10 protein-coding genes are annotated in these 19,184 nt (G+C 43.7%); 7 read left to right on the top strand and 3 right to left on the bottom strand.

The window, feature by feature from the left end; genetic code table 11:
* Positions 1-499: 499 nt before the first annotated feature.
* Together F941_RS11340 and tpgA are read left to right on the top strand one after the other, a co-directional pair.
* A complete protein-coding gene (locus F941_RS11340; RefSeq protein WP_005011333.1) occupies positions 500-8,317 on the top strand; it encodes an ESPR-type extended signal peptide-containing protein in 7,818 nt (2,605 codons plus the stop codon).
* Positions 8,318-8,379: 62 nt separating this feature from the next.
* Positions 8,380-9,177: a trimeric autotransporter adhesin/peptidogylcan-associated protein TpgA gene (tpgA, locus tag F941_RS11335; RefSeq protein WP_005011332.1), complete on the top strand. Its 798-nt coding sequence runs from the start codon at positions 8,380-8,382 to the stop codon at positions 9,175-9,177.
* 275 nt (positions 9,178-9,452) lie between these two features.
* On the opposite strand, the gene F941_RS11330 is transcribed toward tpgA, so the two are convergent.
* The 3 genes from F941_RS11330 to F941_RS11320 form a co-directional block, all read right to left on the bottom strand.
* Positions 9,453-10,151, bottom strand: a complete 699-nt coding sequence (locus F941_RS11330; RefSeq protein WP_018572577.1) for a pirin family protein — start codon at positions 10,149-10,151, stop codon at positions 9,453-9,455.
* 115 nt (positions 10,152-10,266) lie between these two features.
* Positions 10,267-11,367, bottom strand: a complete 1,101-nt coding sequence (locus F941_RS11325; RefSeq protein ID WP_005011329.1) for a hypothetical protein — start codon at positions 11,365-11,367, stop codon at positions 10,267-10,269.
* Between the two features lie 138 nt (positions 11,368-11,505).
* On the bottom strand, positions 11,506-12,738 hold the full coding sequence (locus F941_RS11320) for a L,D-transpeptidase family protein (protein ID WP_005011327.1): 1,233 nt from the start codon (positions 12,736-12,738) through the stop codon (positions 11,506-11,508).
* 204 nt (positions 12,739-12,942) lie between these two features.
* On the opposite strand from F941_RS11320, the gene hemE reads away from it, so the two are divergent.
* The 5 genes from hemE to F941_RS11295 all read left to right on the top strand — a co-directional run bounded on the left by hemE (position 12,943) and on the right by F941_RS11295 (position 19,157).
* Complete coding sequence (hemE, locus tag F941_RS11315; protein WP_005011325.1) at positions 12,943-14,013, top strand: uroporphyrinogen decarboxylase; 1,071 nt, start codon at positions 12,943-12,945, stop codon at positions 14,011-14,013.
* Positions 14,014-14,049: 36 nt separating this feature from the next.
* Entirely contained in the window at positions 14,050-14,853 is an 804-nt protein-coding gene (locus F941_RS11310) for a DUF817 family protein (RefSeq protein ID WP_171065527.1), read from the top strand.
* A gap of 146 nt (positions 14,854-14,999) precedes the next feature.
* Positions 15,000-15,470 carry a DUF3015 family protein gene (locus tag F941_RS11305; RefSeq protein WP_005011321.1) on the top strand — a complete coding sequence of 157 codons (471 nt, stop codon included), beginning with the start codon at positions 15,000-15,002 and terminating at the stop codon, positions 15,468-15,470.
* Positions 15,471-15,554: 84 nt separating this feature from the next.
* Positions 15,555-17,453, top strand: coding sequence for an Lnb N-terminal periplasmic domain-containing protein (locus tag F941_RS11300; protein WP_005011318.1), 1,899 nt, complete (start codon positions 15,555-15,557; stop codon positions 17,451-17,453).
* 324 nt (positions 17,454-17,777) lie between these two features.
* Complete coding sequence (locus F941_RS11295) at positions 17,778-19,157, top strand: diguanylate cyclase (protein ID WP_005011314.1); 1,380 nt, start codon at positions 17,778-17,780, stop codon at positions 19,155-19,157.
* Positions 19,158-19,184: the final 27 nt, after the last annotated feature.

Genomic DNA, 19,184 nt, shown 5'->3' with positions numbered 1-19,184 from the left:
TAAAAACAATAGCAAAGGATAAAAACAACAGTATTTCAGTACTATACTTTAATTTGTTTTTGTGTTTTTAAAAATATTCTTTTAAATAGATGTTTCTGAAATAGATTTACAATTCTATTTATTTAATGAAGCAGTTTTTGGTTTTGTCTATTTGTTCATTTTTAAGGTTTATTTATTTTTTAAGTGGTTGTTTTAGAAGTATATTTATAAAAACTTGTTTTAGTCTTCTGATTCTTAAAAACTAATTAAATTTTATTTTGTTGTGTGAATATATAATAATTTATTTGAAATAAAAACTTTAAATGTATAGTGGGTATTTTGAAAATTACGTTATTTTATTGTAACAATTTGATAATAAAATATTTTCTTTAGTTGTATTTTTTATAATGTATCATTTCTTTGTTTAATAAATGTATCTTTTGGTAAAAGAGTGGAGAAATTGTGCATTTTATTATTTATAAAAATGTGATTCTTCTAATAAATCCAAATAGGTAATAATATGAATAAAGTATACAAGCTGGTGTGGAATGTCATTTTAGAAGTTTGGGTTGCAGTTTCTGAAATAGCAAAAGGTAAAAAGAAATCATCAGTAAATAAACTAATTCAAAGTTCGGTCTTAGTGTTATCAATTTTAAATTCTGGTGTTGTATTGGCACAGGATATTAATGAAAATTTGAACGTCAATGGTAATCTGGCGGTGGCCGGAGATACTACACTGACAGGTACTTTAACTTCTACTGGGGACGTGGTTGCAAACGGGATATCCTTGGCTGCAGTTGGCAGTGATTTGACCCAAACACAAAATGATTTAACCGCACTCAATGATCAAGTGAATAATGCCACAACAGGTTTGGCGACAAAGGTATCTCAGTCTGATTTTGACACTTTGGATAATCAGGTCAATGATGCAAATACAGGTCTTGCAAGCAAGGCTTCCCAAACAGATTTAAATCAAACTCAAAACAGTTTAAATACGCTGAATAATCAAGTTAATGATGCAACAACAGGCTTGGCAAGCAAAGTATCTGCTGCTGATTTAGATGTACTGAAAAATCAAACATGGAGTTTACAAACCAATGGGGGAGCAGCGACGGCTGTTAAATCAACGGATACTGTAAATTTTGTGAATGGAAAAAATATAACAGTGACCAATGCAGGAACGAATATTTCAATCGCAACGGTTGAGAATCCTGAATTCAGCACTGTAAAAATTGGCGATGCGAGCAATAATACGACTTTATCCAGTACCGCAGATGGTTTGGATTTAGGAGGAGATAAACTAACTAATTTGGCGGACGGCAGTATTGCAGCAGGCTCTACCGATGCAATAACAGGCGGTCAAATTAATGATTTGCTATTCCAAAGCGGTCAGGGGATTAAATATTTTCATACCAATTCAACCTTGGCTGATTCAGAGGCAACAGGTTTAGATTCAGTTGCTATTGGCCCAGTCGCAAAATCAACAGGTGAATCGTCCATTGCTGTTGGACATTTTTCTAATGCAACAGGATTAAACAGTATTGCAGTAGGTAATACCGCAAATGCTTTAAATGATTATTCGATTGCTTTTGGTAAAGAAACAGGTGCTCTAGGCGCAAACTCGACTTCTATTGGTAATGGCGGTCAAACTCGGACACTTACCCCCACCTATAATATTTCAAGTACTCAAATTGTAGCGATTAATGGAATTCCTGTTACTGCTACAGGTACCGATATTTCAAGCATTACGGAGATTAACGGTGTAGCGGTTACACCTGCACAAGTGACCCAGTTTGTCAGCGCCATTCAAAATGGCGCAAATATGGCTGTAGGTGACAAAAGTGTTTCACTGGGCGCATCTACTCTTGCTGGCGGTCCATCAAGTGTCGCCGTTGGTAATGCAGCATTAGCAACAGGAACCAATTCAAATGCAATTGGTAATGGTGCAAATGCCGGAGGGAGCAACGCAAATGCTATTGGAACATCAGCTTCGGCAACGACCAATGCCACCGCGGTGGGCAATGCTGCAGCTGCAGGTGGGAGTGAGAGTGTCGCAATTGGTAACCAAACTGCATCGGGAGGCGCCAGTTCTGTAGCTGTTGGCGATGGGGCTAAAGCCAGTGTTGCTGATGGAATTTCGATTGGTAGTAATGCAGGGGCTGGGTCAATTGGCTCTGGTACCGTAGACCGTAATGGTCATATCGCAATCGGGGCGAATTCAGGGAAAAATATTGAAGGTAATCAGTCTATTGCGATTGGGGTGGGAGCAGGCAGCAACTCAGCGTTGAATACAACCAGTTCAGATTACAATATTGCATTAGGTACAAATGCCGGGTCTAATTTATCTGGGAATCAAAATATTTCCATTGGTTTTGGCAGTAATAAAGACAGAAATGACACGATACAAAGTTCTGTAGCTTTAGGTGCAGCAACGATTACTGAAAGTTTGGCTGTTGCAGTAGGGACGCGAGCCAATGCTGCTCAAGGAGGGATAGCATTAGGCTATGATTCCAGTGTGATCGGAACATCAGGCGTTGCCATCGGCTTAGATTCTGTCGCCAACCAAAACGACGTTGCATTGGGAGCAGGCAGTGTTGCTCAAACGAATTCATTAGGTGATGGGTATATTACAAATTCATCTGCTGGAATTGGCGGTTTAAACATTGTCTCAGTTGGCAGTTCCACGGTACAACGCCGAATTACCAATGTTGCTGATGGTTCGGATGGACAAGATGCCGTGACGGTTAATCAGATTAAGGCATTACAGAATGATATTATTCGTGTGATGGGGGCAACAGATTCAACTGGAAACCCTGCGGCTGTTGACAGTAATGGTAAGTTGCCTTTAATTCAAGTCAATGTGAAGGATTCGACAGGGAATACCACCAAGTTGCCAACCACCATTCAAGATGCTTTTGACTTGTTGGGAAGTGGGCAAATTGGCGGCATTGTACCCGATGCTGTACTTTATAACTCAGACAAGTCAGTGGTAAATTTAGTCGGCGCAGATGGAACCATTATTCGTAATGTGAAGGCGGATAATAATGATCTGACTTCAGCTGTTAATGTTGGGCAGTTGAAAGCAGCAGTTGCCGAAGCTGGACCGCAGTATTTTTCAGTCAAAACAAGCGATATGGATAATAAAAATAATTCGGGTGCAAGCGGGGATGATTCATTAGCCATTGGTCCAAGCGCGAGTACTTCAACACTTGCAGTCGGGAGTGTCGCGCTCGGTAATAATGTAATTGCAGCCAGAGAGCATGCTGTTGCAATTGGAGCAGGTGCAGGTGCTGTTGGCGCTTCTTCAATTTCAATTGGTGATTCTTCGATTGCATCGGGTACAAATAATATTGCGATGGGTAAAAGTGCTGAAAGCCGTGGTGCAGATACCATTGTGATAGGCAATGGCTCAGAAGCTGATGGAACGAAATCTGATTACGCAGTTGTGGTCGGAAGTGAAGCAGAAGTTAATTCTGCCAATCAGGGCATTGCAATTGGACGTCAAGCCCTTTCACAAGGGGATAATGGCACCGCCATTGGTTATCAGGCTAAAGTCAGTGGTGCTCAGGGAGTTGCTCTAGGGCGCTTTGCGAATGCCAGTGCAGAAGATGCGATGGCATTTGGGGATAATTCTAAAGCTTCGGGTATTAGCTCGACTTCAATCGGGTCTGATGCCAATAGTACAGCGCAAGATGGTTTGGCAATTGGTTCACAGGCAAAGAGTTTTGCTGCAAAAGCGACAGCAATCGGGCAAAATGCTGAAAGCTCAGGTGAAAATGCAATTGCTTTTGGCGTGAATAGTATCAGCCGTGCCCGTGATGCAACCGCGATAGGCAATAATGCAACCTCAAATGGCGTGAATGCAATTGCATTGGGCAAACAGTCCAATGCCAATGCATTGAACTCGATTGCTTTAGGTACAAGTTCGACAGCGCTGCAGGAAGATGCAGTTGCTATAGGGAACAGTGCTTCCGTAACGGCTAAAGGTGCATCTGTATTTGGTAAATCAGCAACAGCTTCGCATGAAAACGCCGTCGTTCTTGGGAATAATTCGGTTTCTGCGGCGTATGTTGCCACTTCATCAACCACAATTAATGGAAAAACCTATAACTTTGCAGGCGCTCCAACTGCGTCATCGAGTGTAAGCGTCGGAGATGCTGGATCTGAGCGAACCATTGTTAATGTTGCGGCAGGGCGGATTAGCAGTTCAAGTACAGATGCGGTTAATGGCAGCCAACTCTATCAAACCAATCAGGCGATTACAGACTTAGCCGATACTGCGCTGAGTTTCGCTGGTGATAGTGGCGCCAAGGTGGAGCGTAAATTAGGGCAGCAGCTCGATGTTAAAGGGGGCGCCACAGGAGTGCTTACCGAGGGCAATATTGGTGTTGTCGCAAATGGTACAGATACTTTGCAGCTTAAATTGGCAAAAGATGTAAACCTTACTGCACAAGGCAGTTTGACTGTGGGTACAACCAAAGTGACGGATGGCCTGGTTGAAATTAAAGACGGCGCAAATAACAGCAATGTTAGTACTTCCACTCAAAACGTGATTACCTCTGGCGCAAACAGCAATACCAGCGATGCCAGCAGCATTAACTTAAAAAATACGACCAATAATGTATTGCTCAGCGGCACAACAGGTACTTTAACGGGGCTAACCAACAAGACACTCACGGCAGCTGATTTTGCGACAGTGGGCCGAGCAGCGACTGAAGAACAGCTTAAATTAGTGAATGATACGGCTCAAAATGCGAATAAGGGCTGGAACTTAACCACCAATAAAGACGTAACCAGCAGCACCAATATTGCACCAGATGAGACGGTCGATTTTTCAAATAGCGACAGTAATTTAGTTATCAGCAATACTGGCGCAGATGTTGATTTGAAACTGGCGGAAGTGGTGAATATTGGCGGCCTTCCAGGAGGTTCAACCATTGCGCTTAATGGTAAAAATGGCACGATTACAGGTCTGACCAATACCACCTTTGACCCAGTGAATTATGTTGCTGGGCGGGCTGCAACAGAAGATCAATTGGCTACACCGCTCACTTTTGTCGGAGACAATGCAGGGGTAAATGTCGACAGAAGGCTAGGGCAGCGCTTAAGCATTGTCGGTGGAGAATCCGTTGCATCAAATCTGACGGATAACAATATTGGCGTGGTCGCAGACAGTACCGATAATAAGCTCACGATAAAACTTGCTAAAGATATTAAGCTCGATAGCGTCAATGCTGGCGGGACAATCATTGATAGCAAAGGTTTAACTTTTGTGAACTCAAGTGGCGGCGCTGTCCCTAACTCTCCAAGTGTAACAGTTGCAGGCATTAATGCAGGCACCAATAAAATCACCAATGTTGCAGCTGGCGATATTACTGATAGTTCGATGGACGCTGTCAATGGCAGTCAAATTAAACAGATTGTTGATAAAGGGTTTAGTGTCAGTGCAAATGCAGACACCACAGCCAAAGATACCATTGCACTGGGGGAGAATGTTGATTTCAGTGCGGCCGACAGCAATATTAAAATTACCAATACGGGCAACAACGGCATTACTTTCGGTTTAGAGCCCGTCGTTAAAATTGGACCAGCCACAGGCGGCAATCCTGTGACGATCAATGGCAATATTGGCACCATTACAGGCTTAACCAATAAAACCACCACCAGCAGTGATTTTGCGACAGCAGGCCGTGCGGCGACTGAAGAACAGCTGAAAGCAATGCAAACAGGTCTAAACAATGCAGGCTTTGGCTTAACCGCGGAAGATGGCAATACTGTAACTAAAACATTAGGTGAAAGCATTGAGGTCATCGGTGCAGATAGCAACATCAGTACCAAAGTTTCTGGTGGAAAAGTTCAAGTTGAACTAGCTAAAAATATTGATTTGACTTCTGCAGGCAGTTTAACCGTCGGAAAAAGTAAAATTACCGATGGCAAAGTTGAACTCAAAGATGGTAACAAATCGAATATTAGTACAGTTGACGGAACGACTGTAAGCAATGGAAGTAATATCAGCACTGTTGGTGCAGGTGTTATTCATGTGAGCAATGGCACATACCAAACTGAAGTAGGGCCGACGCAGATTATTGTGGGCGGTGCAAATCAAGTTACAGTAAATGGTTCCACTGGGCGTGTAAGCGGATTGAGCAATACAACATGGGACCCAAATGGGATTTATAATCAAAAACAGGCTGCGACAGAAGAGCAGTTAAAGCAAGTCAGTGATGTTGCTCAAAATGCCAACCAAGGCTGGAATGTTAAAACAGACACAGTTTTAGGAACAACACAGGTCAAACCAGGAGATACTGTCGATATTGGATTAGCAACGGGTGAGAATAACTTAAAAGTTGCTGCGGCAAACGATGCTAATGGGACAACCATAATTGATTTCAGCTTAAATAAAGATCTGAATGTTGACAGTGTCACTGCAGGTACTGGAACAGACAAGACTGTCCTCAATAAAGATGGCGTGACAGTACAGGATGGCGCCACTCAAAGTGCTATAAATGCAGGCAGTATTATTGTTAAAAATACTGTAAATAATGTTGTACTTGACGCCAATAAAGGAACGCTTGAAGGTTTAACCAATAAAACCACCACTAGCAGTGACTTTGCGACAGCTGGCCGCGCAGCAACCGAAGAACAGCTGAAAGCAATGCAAACAGGGCTAACAGATGCTGGCTTTGGCTTAAAAGCTGAGGATGGCACTACTGTTACGAAGAAACTAGGCGAAACCATTGATGTGATTGGTGCAGATAGCAACATCAGTACCAAAGTTTCTGGTGGAAAAGTTCAAGTTGAACTAGCTAAAAATATTGATTTGACTTCTGCAGGCAGCTTGACGGTCGGAAAAAGTAAAATTACCGATGGAAAAGTTGAACTCAAAGATGGTAACAAATCGAATATTAGTACAGTTGACGGGACTGCGGTCAGTGATGGCACCAACAGCAGCCTAATTGGCGCAGGCAATATCAGTGTCAGTAATGGTACTTATCAAACTCAGGTAGGCCCAACCCAAATTATTGTGGGTGGAGCAAATCCTATCATGGTAAATGGTTCTACAGGAACCATCAGCGGTCTAACCAATAAAACCTTTGATCCCAATAATTTTGTTAGCGGGCAAGCTGCGACAGAAGATCAGTTAAAACAAGTGAGTGATATCGCTCAGAATGCAAACAAAGGATGGAACTTAACGACTAATGGGGGAAATACTAGCCAAGTGAAGCCGGCAGATACCGTTGATTTTTCTAGTAAAGATGGAAATATTAATATCAATAATAGCGGAAACAACGTCAGCGTTGAATTGGCCAAAGATATTAAGGTGGATAGCGTTACGGCTGGAGACACTGTAGTTAATAATGATGGATTAACGATCAAGGGCGGGCCAAGTGTTACGAAAAATGGCATAGATGCTGCAGGCACTAAAGTGACAAATGTTGCTGAAGGCAGCATTGCACAAAACAGCAAAGATGCTGTCAACGGCAGCCAGATTCACGACATTATTGGTGATGGCGCATTCCAAGGCGGTGATGGAAATACCATTACGAACATAGGCGGGACGGGTGCGACGAATATTAATGACGCCATTAGTTCGATCAATCAAAAAGCTGGGCAGCATTCTACCGTGGTTGCGGGTCAAAATATGACTGTTACAGAAACAACGAATAGCTCTGGCGGAAAAGAATATAAGGTTGCGACGGCGGATGATGTGGAATTCAATTCAGTGACATCCAATACGGTTACTGCAAATACAGTCAAAGTTGGAGATGTTGTTATTGACCAAAATGGAATTAATGCGGGCAACAAAAAAATTACCAATGTGGCAGCGGGTGAAGTTTCAAGCACGTCTAAAGATGCAGTAAATGGTTCACAGTTAAATGCGTCAAATCAATATATTACGACATCATTAGGTGGGGGCGCAAAATATGAAAACGGACAATTTACAGCCCCGACCTATAATGTAAATAATGGAACCTACCATAATGTAGGAGATGCTCTAGGCGCGCTTAATCAGGCGGACATTGATTTAGGCAATAAAATTACAAATTTAGGAGACCGTATAGAGCAGGTATTCTATGACACCAATGGACGAATAGACGATGTAGAGAAAAAGGCAAATGCAGGCATTGCCGCTGCTATGGCAATGGAGGGTGCGCCATTTGTAGCAGGAAAATTCACCTATGCTGTTGGGGCCGCATACCATGGCGGGGAAAATGCTGTTGGTGTCACATTGCGTAAGACTGCTGACAATGGACGCTGGTCATTGACTGGCGGCGTGGCTGCGGCATCACAGGGCGATCCAAGTGTACGTATTGGATTTAGTGGTGTGATCGATTAGACCTTTAAGTTAAGTCTTTAAATTTGTCCATTTTACTTAGAATATGAATGAGAATAACTGCTATGAAAAATATACTTTTTTATTGTGTGATGTTGTGTGTTCCTTTATCGACTGTTACAGCAGAAGTACCTGCTGCAACAGATCAGCAAGTCAGTTTTCCGGAACTCAAGAAAAGCTATTTGAAACAAGTTAAGCGTTATGAAGTGAATGATGTCGCACGGCTCGATGTGGGTTTGGATAAGAATCAATTTCGGCATATCTTAGGTGATCCACAATTTAATGAAGGCATATTTGGCGCTAAAACGTGGAACTATGTTTTAGATATTCGAGTGCCAAATAGCCAGCAATATAAACGCTGTCAGTTAAGAGTTGATTTTGACCGTCAATCGTTGTCTGAACGTTTAAGCTGGAAAGGCGATGCTTGTGAAAAACTTACGCAGTATTCCGAGCAGGCAGCAAAGCCTCAACCAGTACCGCTAGCAGCTGAAACTGCAGCTGCAACAGAGACTGCAGCCGACATTCTTTTTGAATTTGACCGTTCAGATGCGGCAGGAATTGTGACAGGTGAAAATTCTATAAAAGCATTGGCAAATCGCATTAATCGAACCAGCCAGACCAGCTCTGTCATTGTGGCGGGTTATACGGATCGATTAGGTTCAGATGACTATAATCAGAAGCTTTCTCAGGCGCGCGCCAATACCGTGGCTCAGTTATTGGTTCAATATGGTGTATCGCCGAATAGGATTAGGATTGAAGGAAACAGTAAAACTGATTTATATCAAAAGTGTGAGAATGGCCAGCGCAGTGCAAGTTTAATTGATTGCCTTGGGCCTAATCGCCGTGTAAATGTGGATTGGTAAGAGGTGTAAATTAGATCTCTTGATCAAAAAAAATGATCAATGTGTTTTTAGGGCGTGTTGACGCTTTTAGCTTAAAAAATAGCAAAGTAGCAGAATTAAATCGCTAAACCTAATGCTGCTATTGGCTATGCTTTGTACCGTGTTGACAGATCAACACTGGAGAAAGTTTAAGGCTATTCAAGTGATTCATGCTTTGCTCATGCATACTGAATGCGCCGCACATAAAAAAGCCTTCATTGCGAAGGCTTTTTTATTGCTCATTTCAGATGGTGAAATCACTGAATTTTTTCAGGCAAATCAAACCAAATCACTTGCGTATCTTCTAGCGCCTTCATTTGCGCAGCGTCGACAAATGCAATGGCATCACCTGCATTGACAGTATGTTCGTCTATTTGCACCGCACCCGAAATGACATGCACATAATTGATGTGCTGTACGGCTTTCACTTCCAAAGATTGGCCTTTTTCAATGAAGGCAGTTTTCACCTCAGCATTTTGACGGATGTGCATCGGCGCATTGGCATTGGGCCCAACAATCAGGTGCCACTGATTAGGCTGCTCGCGCGGGTCACATTTAATTTGCTGATATGTCGGTTCAGCATTGCGTTCATTGGGAATGATCCAAATCTGCAGTAAATGCACCTGTTCATCACCCTGATTCATTTCACTATGCTGAATACCCGTGCCGGCGCTCATCAATTGCCATTCGCCCGCTGCAATACCGCCATGGTTGCCCATGCTGTCTTTATGCGTAATGGTGCCTTTTAACACGCAGGTTAAAATTTCCATATTGTCATGCGGGTGCTGGCCAAAGCCTTGATGCCCGGCAATCAAGTCATCATTAATCACGCGCAGCGCGCTGATGCCCATATGTTTTGGGTCATACCAGTTGCCAAAGGAAAAGCTGTGTTTAGATTCCAGCCAGCCCATTTTCACATGTCCACGGGATTCACTGCGGTGTAAATAAGCATTCATCATCTTATTCCTCTATTCTTGTTAACTTGAGATCAGTTTATTGTTTTATATCTGCAAGTGAAAGTATATAAAAGCAATACAGCGTTTCATATTTAAGACAAATGAGTTTTCCATATTAAGGCTGCTGCGCATTGCAAAAATGTTGTCTGAACTGCAGCCAGCTATAGGTTTTGCCGTTTGCATAATCCCTTAAAAAATTTTGATACAAAGCTGGCTGGCGCTGCAGCCACGGATTGCCCCAGAGCACATTTTTAGCCGCAGCTTTATCATGATACACCCAGTAATCCTCTAAACAGCTGCTCGGTTCTGGTCGCCGGTCTTGATTGGCTTCATTATATTCATCGTGCATATTTTCGGCATTGACACCGCCATGATCAACTTTGATTTCAGCCCGTTCGCTCGGTGTCAGCAGGCGTTTTTCAGTATGTTTAGTCAATTTTCCATGCGTATAAGCATAGCTGTACTCAATATCATATGGGTTCAAAGTCTGATAAACACCAGGCGTACGGGTGGTGTACTCGATAGTGCTGTCTTCATATTCGCCATTATTTTCATTCATTTTCGGGCCAAAACCTAAGCCGTTTTCTGGGGAAGGCGCAGCAAATTGAGTGCGGTGAAGAATTTTGCCTTGAGGCGTGACTTCAATCAGCTCATAGCTGGTCCGGTAAAAATAGCTTTTAAAATTTGGATTCAAGGCAATATTCCGCGCCATTTCCGCAGGCGTATGGAAATATCGGCTGCGGAAAATCAGCACTAGATTTTTATCGTGCGGCTGAATGCCGAAAAGCTGATGGTCTTTAAGCTGATGCGGTAATTGCGGTTTGAGCATGATGGGCTGCATCGCAGCTCCATAAGACTGAACGAGGGCAAAATAGCTTTTGCTGCCTACGCTGGTATACAGCAGTGCCGGATTTTCCGCCTCTGATAAAGGATAGTAGCGCACGGCATTTTTCCCATTAATGACAAAGTAGCGGGCGTTGCTTAAAAAATGCTGTGAAGAGTCATTGTGCGGATTGTATTTCTGATCGCGGATCTTTTTTTGATCAGACCAATTTTCAGGATAAATAGACTCATCGCCGTCATCAGAAGAAGCGTCAATATAGATAACATTTTGCTCTTCTATGTCCAGCGCTGCATGCGTCATGTGTAATGTTGAAAAAAATAGGCCTGCGGTGATGCCTAAAGTATAGAAAGCCTGTTCTAAGCTCAGTTTCATATTGAACCTTAAATGTTTTTTATTGTGATGTTTTTGATGTAAATGAACGCACTGTATAACTGTTATTTAAAATGAAATGCCATAAAAAAAGTGCTTTATTCGAAAATAAAACACTTTTATTGATTTGCGACGCAGCAATTACTCTAAGAATTTAACCGTCACGCCAGATTTCACTTTTTTGCCCAAATCGTTGGCATCCCAGTTGGTCAGGCGGATACAGCCGTGTGACGCAGTTTTGGAAATCGCTGAAGGATTTGGCGTACCGTGAATACCAAATGATTTTTTGCTTAAGCCAATCCAGATGTTGCCCACTGGGCCGTTCGGGCCGGGCGGCAAAGACAGCGGTTTGGTATTTTTGCCTTGCACAAAGTTGCTTGGCGAGTAGCTGTACCACGGATTTGGCGCGACACCCGTCACTTTGTACGTTCCTGTTGGCGACGGCGTATCTGAGCTGCCGATGGTTGCAGGGAACGAACCGATCATTTGGTTGCGGCTGTTAAACAAGTACAGCTGCTTCGCGCCTTTGTGCGCCACAATTAGATGAATGTCTTCAGGCACTTCATTGCGGATATTGGCCACAATAATTTTTTCGCCAGCTTTGCTGAACGTTGCCTTAGGATTGATTTTCTTTAAAAAATCTTCATCCATATGGAATTTTTCACCCAGCATTTCAGTTACGCGGGTGTAATACAAACCCTTCATTTTGGCTTGCAGCGCATAATCACGTGGAATTGATGCGGCATAAGGACCTTTTAGGTCTGCATCCGTAATAGTGTATTCAATAAATGCAGGTTTGCTGCCTTGCTTTGCAATTAATGCATCCCAAGTTTCTTTGGTCAATGTCCCGGTCGGTTTAAGGCCATTCATTTGCTGGAATGAAGCAATTGCTTTTAGCGTATTTTTACCGCTTGAGCCGTCAATTGCGCCTGGTGAAGCATGCGCATTGTTCAGCATGACATGCGCGCGGGCATATACAGGGAATTGGCCTTTGCCAATATCTTCATACCACTGCGCATTATTCAAGCCGTCTAATGTCCACGATGCTTTTGCAGCAGAGGCGCTGCCGGCAGAAACTTTGGGCGCAGTTTTTGGCGCTGCAGCAGGAGCGGCGCCAACATCGGCGGTTTGATCTTCAGATTTTTGCAGATCGTTCAGCGTTTGAGACGCTTTATTTAAATCTTGTTGTTCTTGTGACGTAATTTGTGTTGATGCAGAAGATGCTGAATCAGCGGCAAGCGGATCAATCGGGTCTTGAACAGCTACATCCGTAATTACCTTTGGATTTAATGGTTGTTCAGAAGTGGCTGCGGCAAAAGCTGTACCCGCAATTATGCAGCTTAAACTCATTGCGAGCATTGTGCGAACGAACATGTAACTCAACCTTAAGAATTATTCATTTACAATGTGAAAAAACGGTTGCAAGTATTGCAGAAAAATTGGGGGGATGCAGTATTTGTTTTGTGTAAATATCATATTTATCTTTGACAATAAACGATTTTTAAAATTCTGAGAAATTACTCAATTTGAAGGGTTTTTGTTATGATGTTGCAAAGTTGAAAATAGATGGAAAAGTAAATGACGGCCCTCAAAAATGATCGTTTCCTGCGTGCATTGCTGCGCGAGCCAGTAGACGCCACTCCCGTATGGATGATGCGTCAAGCCGGCCGTTATTTACCCGAGTACCGTGAAACACGCGCCAAAGCGGGCGATTTCCTTTCTCTGTGCAAAAATACCGATTTTGCCTGTGAAGTCACCCTGCAGCCCTTGCGCCGTTACGATTTGGACGCAGCAATTCTGTTCTCTGATATTTTGACCGTACCGGATGCACTGGGTTTAGGTTTGTATTTTGAGGCCGGCGAAGGCCCAAAATTTCATAAAACTGTCCGTACAGAACAGGATGTTGCAAATCTGCCTGCATTTAATGCCAAGTCAGATTTGGGCTATGTCATGAATGCGGTGAGTGCGATCCGTTCTGCTTTAGGCGGCCAAGTGCCTTTAATCGGCTTCTCAGGCAGCCCGTGGACGCTGGCAACTTATATGGTTGAGGGCGGTTCAAGCAAGGATTTCCGCTTTACCAAGCAAATGATGTATGCGCAGCCTGAAGTGCTGCATGCGCTGCTCGGTCGTTTGGCGGATGCAGTGATTGACTATCTGAATGCGCAAATTGATGCGGGCGCGCAGGCGGTGCAGATTTTTGATAGCTGGGGCGGCGCATTGGCGCACCGTGAATATATCGAATTTTCTCTGAACTATATGCAGAAAATTGTAGCGGGCTTGCAGCGTGAAAAAGATGGCCGCAAAGTGCCGGTAATTTTATTTACCAAAGGCGGCGGCCAATGGCTTGAGCCGATGGTCGCGACAGGCGCTGATGCATTTGGCTTAGACTGGACGACACCGCTGAATGTTGCGCGCCAGACCGTGGCGGGCCGCGCTGCGCTGCAGGGCAATTTAGATCCGGCAACATTATATGGTTCGCATGAGACCATCGAGAAAGCCACCAAAGCCATGCTGGATGATGCGTATGCCCATGGTGAAAAAACCGGTTATGTGGCGAATTTAGGCCACGGCATTACGCAATGGGTGGATCCTGCAAATCCGAAAGCCTTTATTGATACGGTGCATGAATACAGCGCAAAATATTTGTAATGAATTGAGTACAGTGAAGTCGGATTTTTTAGTGTGATCTCAATTTTTAAATCTTGTTTTGAGTTTTCCTATAAGGCAGCTTCGGCTGCTTTATTTGGGATATTGCTGCTTGCCGCTTTTGTGCTGACCGCATTTATGGGCAGCCAAGAGTTTTACGGTTTTTTCCGTTACGATTATCTGCTGTTTTATGCGCTGACTATTCAAGCCTGTTTGCTGTATTTAAAGCTGGAATCCTGGGCGGAAGCCAAGGTCATCGCCTTTTTTCATATGATGGCGATGGTGATGGAAATTTTTCTCACTCATCCGCAAATTGCCTCATGGCAGTATCCGCAGCCGGCGGTATTTAAAATTCTAACCGTGCCGCTATTTGCCGGATTTATGTATTCCGCCGTAGGCAGTTTTTTTGCCCGGTCTTTACGTTTATATCAGGTCTCATTTGAAAAGCTGCCGAGCTTTGGCAATATGCTGACACTGGCGTTATTGTCTTATCTTAATTTCATGAGCAAATTTTTTGTTCCAGACATTCGAATGATTTTATTTGTCTGGAGCATAGCCATTTTTTGGAAAACCAGAATCAAATTTCAGCTGCAGCGCCATCAATTTCAGCTGCCAATGCTTCCGGTCTTGGCTATTTTGGCATTTATCATCTGGATTGCGGAAAACATCAGCACATTCTATAAAATCTGGCTGTACCCAAGCCAGGTCGATGCATGGCATATGGTGGGCTGGGGCAAACTGGGCTCCTGGTATCTGCTGCTGCTGCTCAGTCTGGTTTTGGTGTTGAAAATATTAGGCACACGGCAAGACAATGGTGTGTGGGAGCTTAAAAAATCCGCTTAAACAAGAGGTTGATATTTGATCAACTCTTTATTCTAAAATTGTTTTGCGTTCTTTGTTATATAACGGTAATCTGCCAAAGTACAATAAAATTTGTACACTTTTTAATAATTAAAAACATTGAAAAATGATTTTTCTGGAGAAATGCTATGTTCAAAAAATTAGCTTTAGCTGCAGTTTTAGCGGCTGGTTCTACAGCTGCTTTCGCAGACCGTGACGCCGGCTGCGGTATCGGCTCTCAAGTCTGGGCAGGCCAGTCAGGGAAGGTTCCAAAGATTTTAGCGGCAACAACTAACGGTCTATTTGCTAACCAATTGTTCGGTATTACTTTTGGTACCTTAGGCTGCAGCGGTACAGGAACTGTAACAGCGCAGGCGGTTACATTTACCAATGAAAACTCGGAATCTTTAGCGCGTGATATGGCGGTTGGCCAAGGCGAAAGCCTGAATGTCCTAGCAGAACTGCTGAATATTAAAGCGGCAGATAAAGCGCATTTCTTTGCGGTATCTAAAGCCAATTTCTCTAAAATCTACGCAGCTGAAAATGCGTCTTCTGTGCAAGTGTTGGCATCTTTACAAAGCGTTATGGCGCAAGACAATGTATTAAAAGCATACGTTTAATTTCTTTAAGCAAAACCCTGTCCATCTGGCAGGGTTTTGTTATATCTGCATGTTCAAAATATTCTCCCGGATGATTAGGTGTCCATGAAATTATTTGCTTTATGCTGTGCATTTGCTGTGTCTGGGGTCACTTTCGCGCAAAGTCCATCAAATGAAATTCCTGCCCATGCGCAGGCGTATGTGCAGCAGGCAGAACAGCAGCGGCTGGCGGATGAAATCATTTGGCATCGTTTAATGTACGCAGATCAGCATGGAAAAAGTGAAGTCACTTACAGCGGTTATTTTTTCTCTCAAGATGGACAGCATAATCTGCACAGTGAACTGAGCGCCAATATACAAGCGCTGTTTCAGGCTGCTTTGCCCAATCAATCCATCCGCTGCCGTTTTCCTGCCCGCAGCCAATGGCTGATGGAACAGCTGAATATTCAGTCTGCGCAATTGCCGGCGGTTCAATGTCCTGAATTGGATGACTGGTTTGGTAAAATCAATCCGTATAAAGCAACCCTGATCTACGCCACAGACTTTATGGGCAATCCCAGTTCAATGTTTGGGCATACGCTTTTGCGTATTGATCCTAAAGATCAGAAACAGCTGAATTTAGTCTCGTACGCCATTAATTATGCTGCGACGGTCACCAATACCGATGGCTGGTCATTTGCATGGAAAGGCTTAACAGGGCAATACCCGGGTGAATATTCACTCATGCCGTATTACCGCAAAGTGAAAGAATATGGCGATTTTGAAAGCCGCGACTTGTGGGAATATGAACTGAATTTATCTGAGGCGGAAACCCAGTTTTTGGTCAAGCATATTTGGGAAATGCAGAAAGTCACCTTTCCTTATTATTTTGTCAGTGACAACTGCGCATACCGCTTGCTGGGGCTGCTGGATACTGTCCGTCCAGAACTGGACTTGAAGAACCAGTTTAAAGTCGCTGCGGTTCCAATTGAAACCATACGTTCGGTCGAACGGCAGGGGCTGGTTGCAGATACGGTCTACCGTCCAGCCTTGGAAACGCAGCTCTTGGCGCAGGCCCGCCAGCATGGCCGTATTTTGGCGCAAAAGGCGCACCAGCTGGCTTTTACAGCGCCGCTGCATATGCAGGCGCAATTGTCTGCCTATTCAGAAACAGAGCGCGCTAAAATTTTAGAAATGGCGTATGACGATTTATACCTTTATTTAACCTCACGTAAAGTTGAAGGTGAATTTGCTCAGCCGCGGCTGCGCCAGCTTTTGGTGCTGCGCAGTGAAATCCCTGCGGAAAAACAGCGCACCGATGCGCCGCGCCCAAATATGGACCCTGTACAGGGGCATCATGCCAGAAATTTTCAGTTTAAAGCCGGTGAAGTGCAGGGGGACAGCTTCGTTGAACTGGGGCACCGGCAAGCCTATCATGATCTAATGGATCCGCAGGGCGGCTTCCGTACAGGCACACAGCTGATGTTTTGGGATGGCGCAGTGCAATATCGGCAAGATACACTGAAGCTGGAGCATTTTGACTTTTTATCTGTCAATTCCTATAACCCCATCACGCCGTTTAAGACTCCGCTGTCGTGGGGCTTTAACTTTGGCTGGCAGCAGGAGGCCTTAGGTGCCCATGGCCAGTTCAGTGAAACACAGCAGCATGGTGTGGCCAATTTGAGTATGCAGGCAGGTTTCAGCAGGGCAAACAGCGGCCGGCGCCATTTATGCTATGCGCAAATGCAAGTGCATTTTCAAAGCAGCAAGGCGCTGGATGACGGCTGGCGTGCCGGGGCTGGACCAGCGCTGGGTTGTCAAAATATCTGGTCAGATAACATCAACAGCTTGGTGCAGGTCGAACTGCCTTTTTGGCAAGATCAGAACCAATGGAATATCAGGCTGAATAGTCAAATTCAATATGCATTGGATGCACAAAATGCGCTGCGTTTGGGCTGGGAGTTTCAGCAGCAGCATGGCTTTGATTGGGATAAAGCCAGTTTCGAATTTGTTCATTTCTTTTAAGCCATGCCGGATTTTGAATTGCGGAAAAGCATCCCTCTGAACGATGGGTAAATCATAGCCCTGTTTAAGAGCGCTTCCCATTTGTTCAGCTATTCTGTAAAAGCATTCTATCCTGTCTGAAAAAACACTGCTTATTGAGACCAACCGTCTGATTTTTTTATTTTGATTTTTAGCATACTTATCATGCAATTTTATGCAAATATTTAAAATTAAAATACTGTTTTTTATAAAAAGATTGATTGGGTCACACTATTCATATTATGTATAATTTGCGGCACTATTATTTTTTTGATGGCTGGATGTTATAGCCGCTGGGACAAATGTATGAATACTGAAAGCATTGCAAAGCATGCAAAACAATGGAAACTCATTTGCGATGATTATTCAGTCGATATTTTAAATGATGCTGTTCAATTCATACAAAGGCACTCTGAAATTTTGGTCGTTGAATTTTATAAAAACATGATGCTGGAAAAAGAGGCCTCGTATTTTCTTTCGGATGATATTGTCCAAAACCGCTTAACCAAGACGCTGAATCAATGGCTGATTGAATCCTTTAATGCGCCGCTGCAGCACAAGTTTGAAGAGGTTGCCGCGAAGCAGCAAATGGTTGGCAAAGTTCATGCGCGGATTGGCATACCGTCTTGGCTGATCATGCGCGGCATTCGGGAAATCGAAAAGAAAATATTCAGCCTGAAGGCTGAATCTCAGTATGCTGAAAATTATACTTTAAGCATGATCAGCTATATTTTTCAGATTCTGGGTTTCAGTTCAGAAATTATATGCCGTTCCTATGAAGTCAATATTGAAAAGAATAATGACATTAAGCACAGCTACCGTTTATTTTCCGCCATGCAGGATGCGTCTGTGCAAAAAGACAAGCAGCGCAGTTCATTGCTGGATTGGGAAAATGAATTGATGTTTAAAGTATTTTCAGATACGCAGCGGTTTACGCATCCTGCACTGTCAAAATCTGAATTCGGCCTCTGGTTTATTCATAAAGCGGCTTACGCTTTTAGCGGTTCAGAGCAGGTGGATGAAATTATCAGCCGGATCTATGAAGTGGATTTACTGAATAATCATGTGCTGGAATGCGGGCAGAAAGAGCAGACTATTGCGCTGATTCAGCAGATGCGCAGTAAAAATAGAGAAATTCAGCATCTAATTGATCAGCTGTTCCAAGTGGCTGAATATATTGATTCAGGCAATGATGCGCTGACACAGCTGCTGAACCGCCGTTATTTAGAGACCATTGTTTCGCGTGAGATTCATTTTTCTCGCAAGAATCATTCACCGTTGTCACTGCTGGCAATTGATGCGGACTTCTTTAAACGGATTAATGATAAGCATGGCCACGCTGCAGGAGATTTGGCGCTGCAGTTTATTAGCGAAGTGCTTTTAGAATCTGTGCGGGGCAGTGACTATGCCTTCCGAATTGGCGGAGAAGAGTTTTTGCTCTTGCTGGTCGACAGTGATTTGATCCGGGCGCAGGAAATTGCAGAGCGTATCCGTAAACGTGTGCAGGACACGCCCATCCGTTCATCGCTGGGCAGCAGTTTTAATTTTACGGTCAGCATTGGCTGTGCACTGTATGACGGGCATCCAGATTATCAGCGCTTTTTAGATGCTGCCGATGCCGCGCTGTATGCCGCTAAAAACAAAGGCCGCAATAATGTGTATTTAGCAAAATTGAGTACCCAATAGTCGCGGCGGAATAGAAAAGCCGCAATT

The organism is Acinetobacter bouvetii DSM 14964 = CIP 107468 (genome assembly GCF_000368865.1).
In the GTDB taxonomy this organism is placed as follows: Bacteria; Pseudomonadota; Gammaproteobacteria; order Pseudomonadales; family Moraxellaceae; genus Acinetobacter; species Acinetobacter bouvetii.
Note: the sequence above shows the minus strand (reverse complement) of the source record. Positions and strands in the feature narration are given on the sequence as shown.

What these genes read in the sequence shown, in the direction of transcription:
- F941_RS11305 (WP_005011321.1), top strand. Translation starts at nt 15,000, where the DNA reads ATGTTCAAAAAATTAGCTTTAGCTGCAGTTTTAGCGGCTGGTTCTACA.
- F941_RS11325 (WP_005011329.1), bottom strand. Translation starts at nt 11,367, where the DNA reads ATGAAACTGAGCTTAGAACAGGCTTTCTATACTTTAGGCATCACCGCA.
- F941_RS11340 (WP_005011333.1), top strand. Translation starts at nt 500, where the DNA reads ATGAATAAAGTATACAAGCTGGTGTGGAATGTCATTTTAGAAGTTTGG.
- F941_RS11300 (WP_005011318.1), top strand. Translation starts at nt 15,555, where the DNA reads ATGAAATTATTTGCTTTATGCTGTGCATTTGCTGTGTCTGGGGTCACT.
- hemE (WP_005011325.1), top strand. Translation starts at nt 12,943, where the DNA reads ATGACGGCCCTCAAAAATGATCGTTTCCTGCGTGCATTGCTGCGCGAG.
- tpgA (WP_005011332.1), top strand. Translation starts at nt 8,380, where the DNA reads ATGAAAAATATACTTTTTTATTGTGTGATGTTGTGTGTTCCTTTATCG.
- F941_RS11330 (WP_018572577.1), bottom strand. Translation starts at nt 10,151, where the DNA reads ATGAATGCTTATTTACACCGCAGTGAATCCCGTGGACATGTGAAAATG.
- F941_RS11320 (WP_005011327.1), bottom strand. Translation starts at nt 12,738, where the DNA reads ATGTTCGTTCGCACAATGCTCGCAATGAGTTTAAGCTGCATAATTGCG.
- F941_RS11295 (WP_005011314.1), top strand. Translation starts at nt 17,778, where the DNA reads ATGAATACTGAAAGCATTGCAAAGCATGCAAAACAATGGAAACTCATT.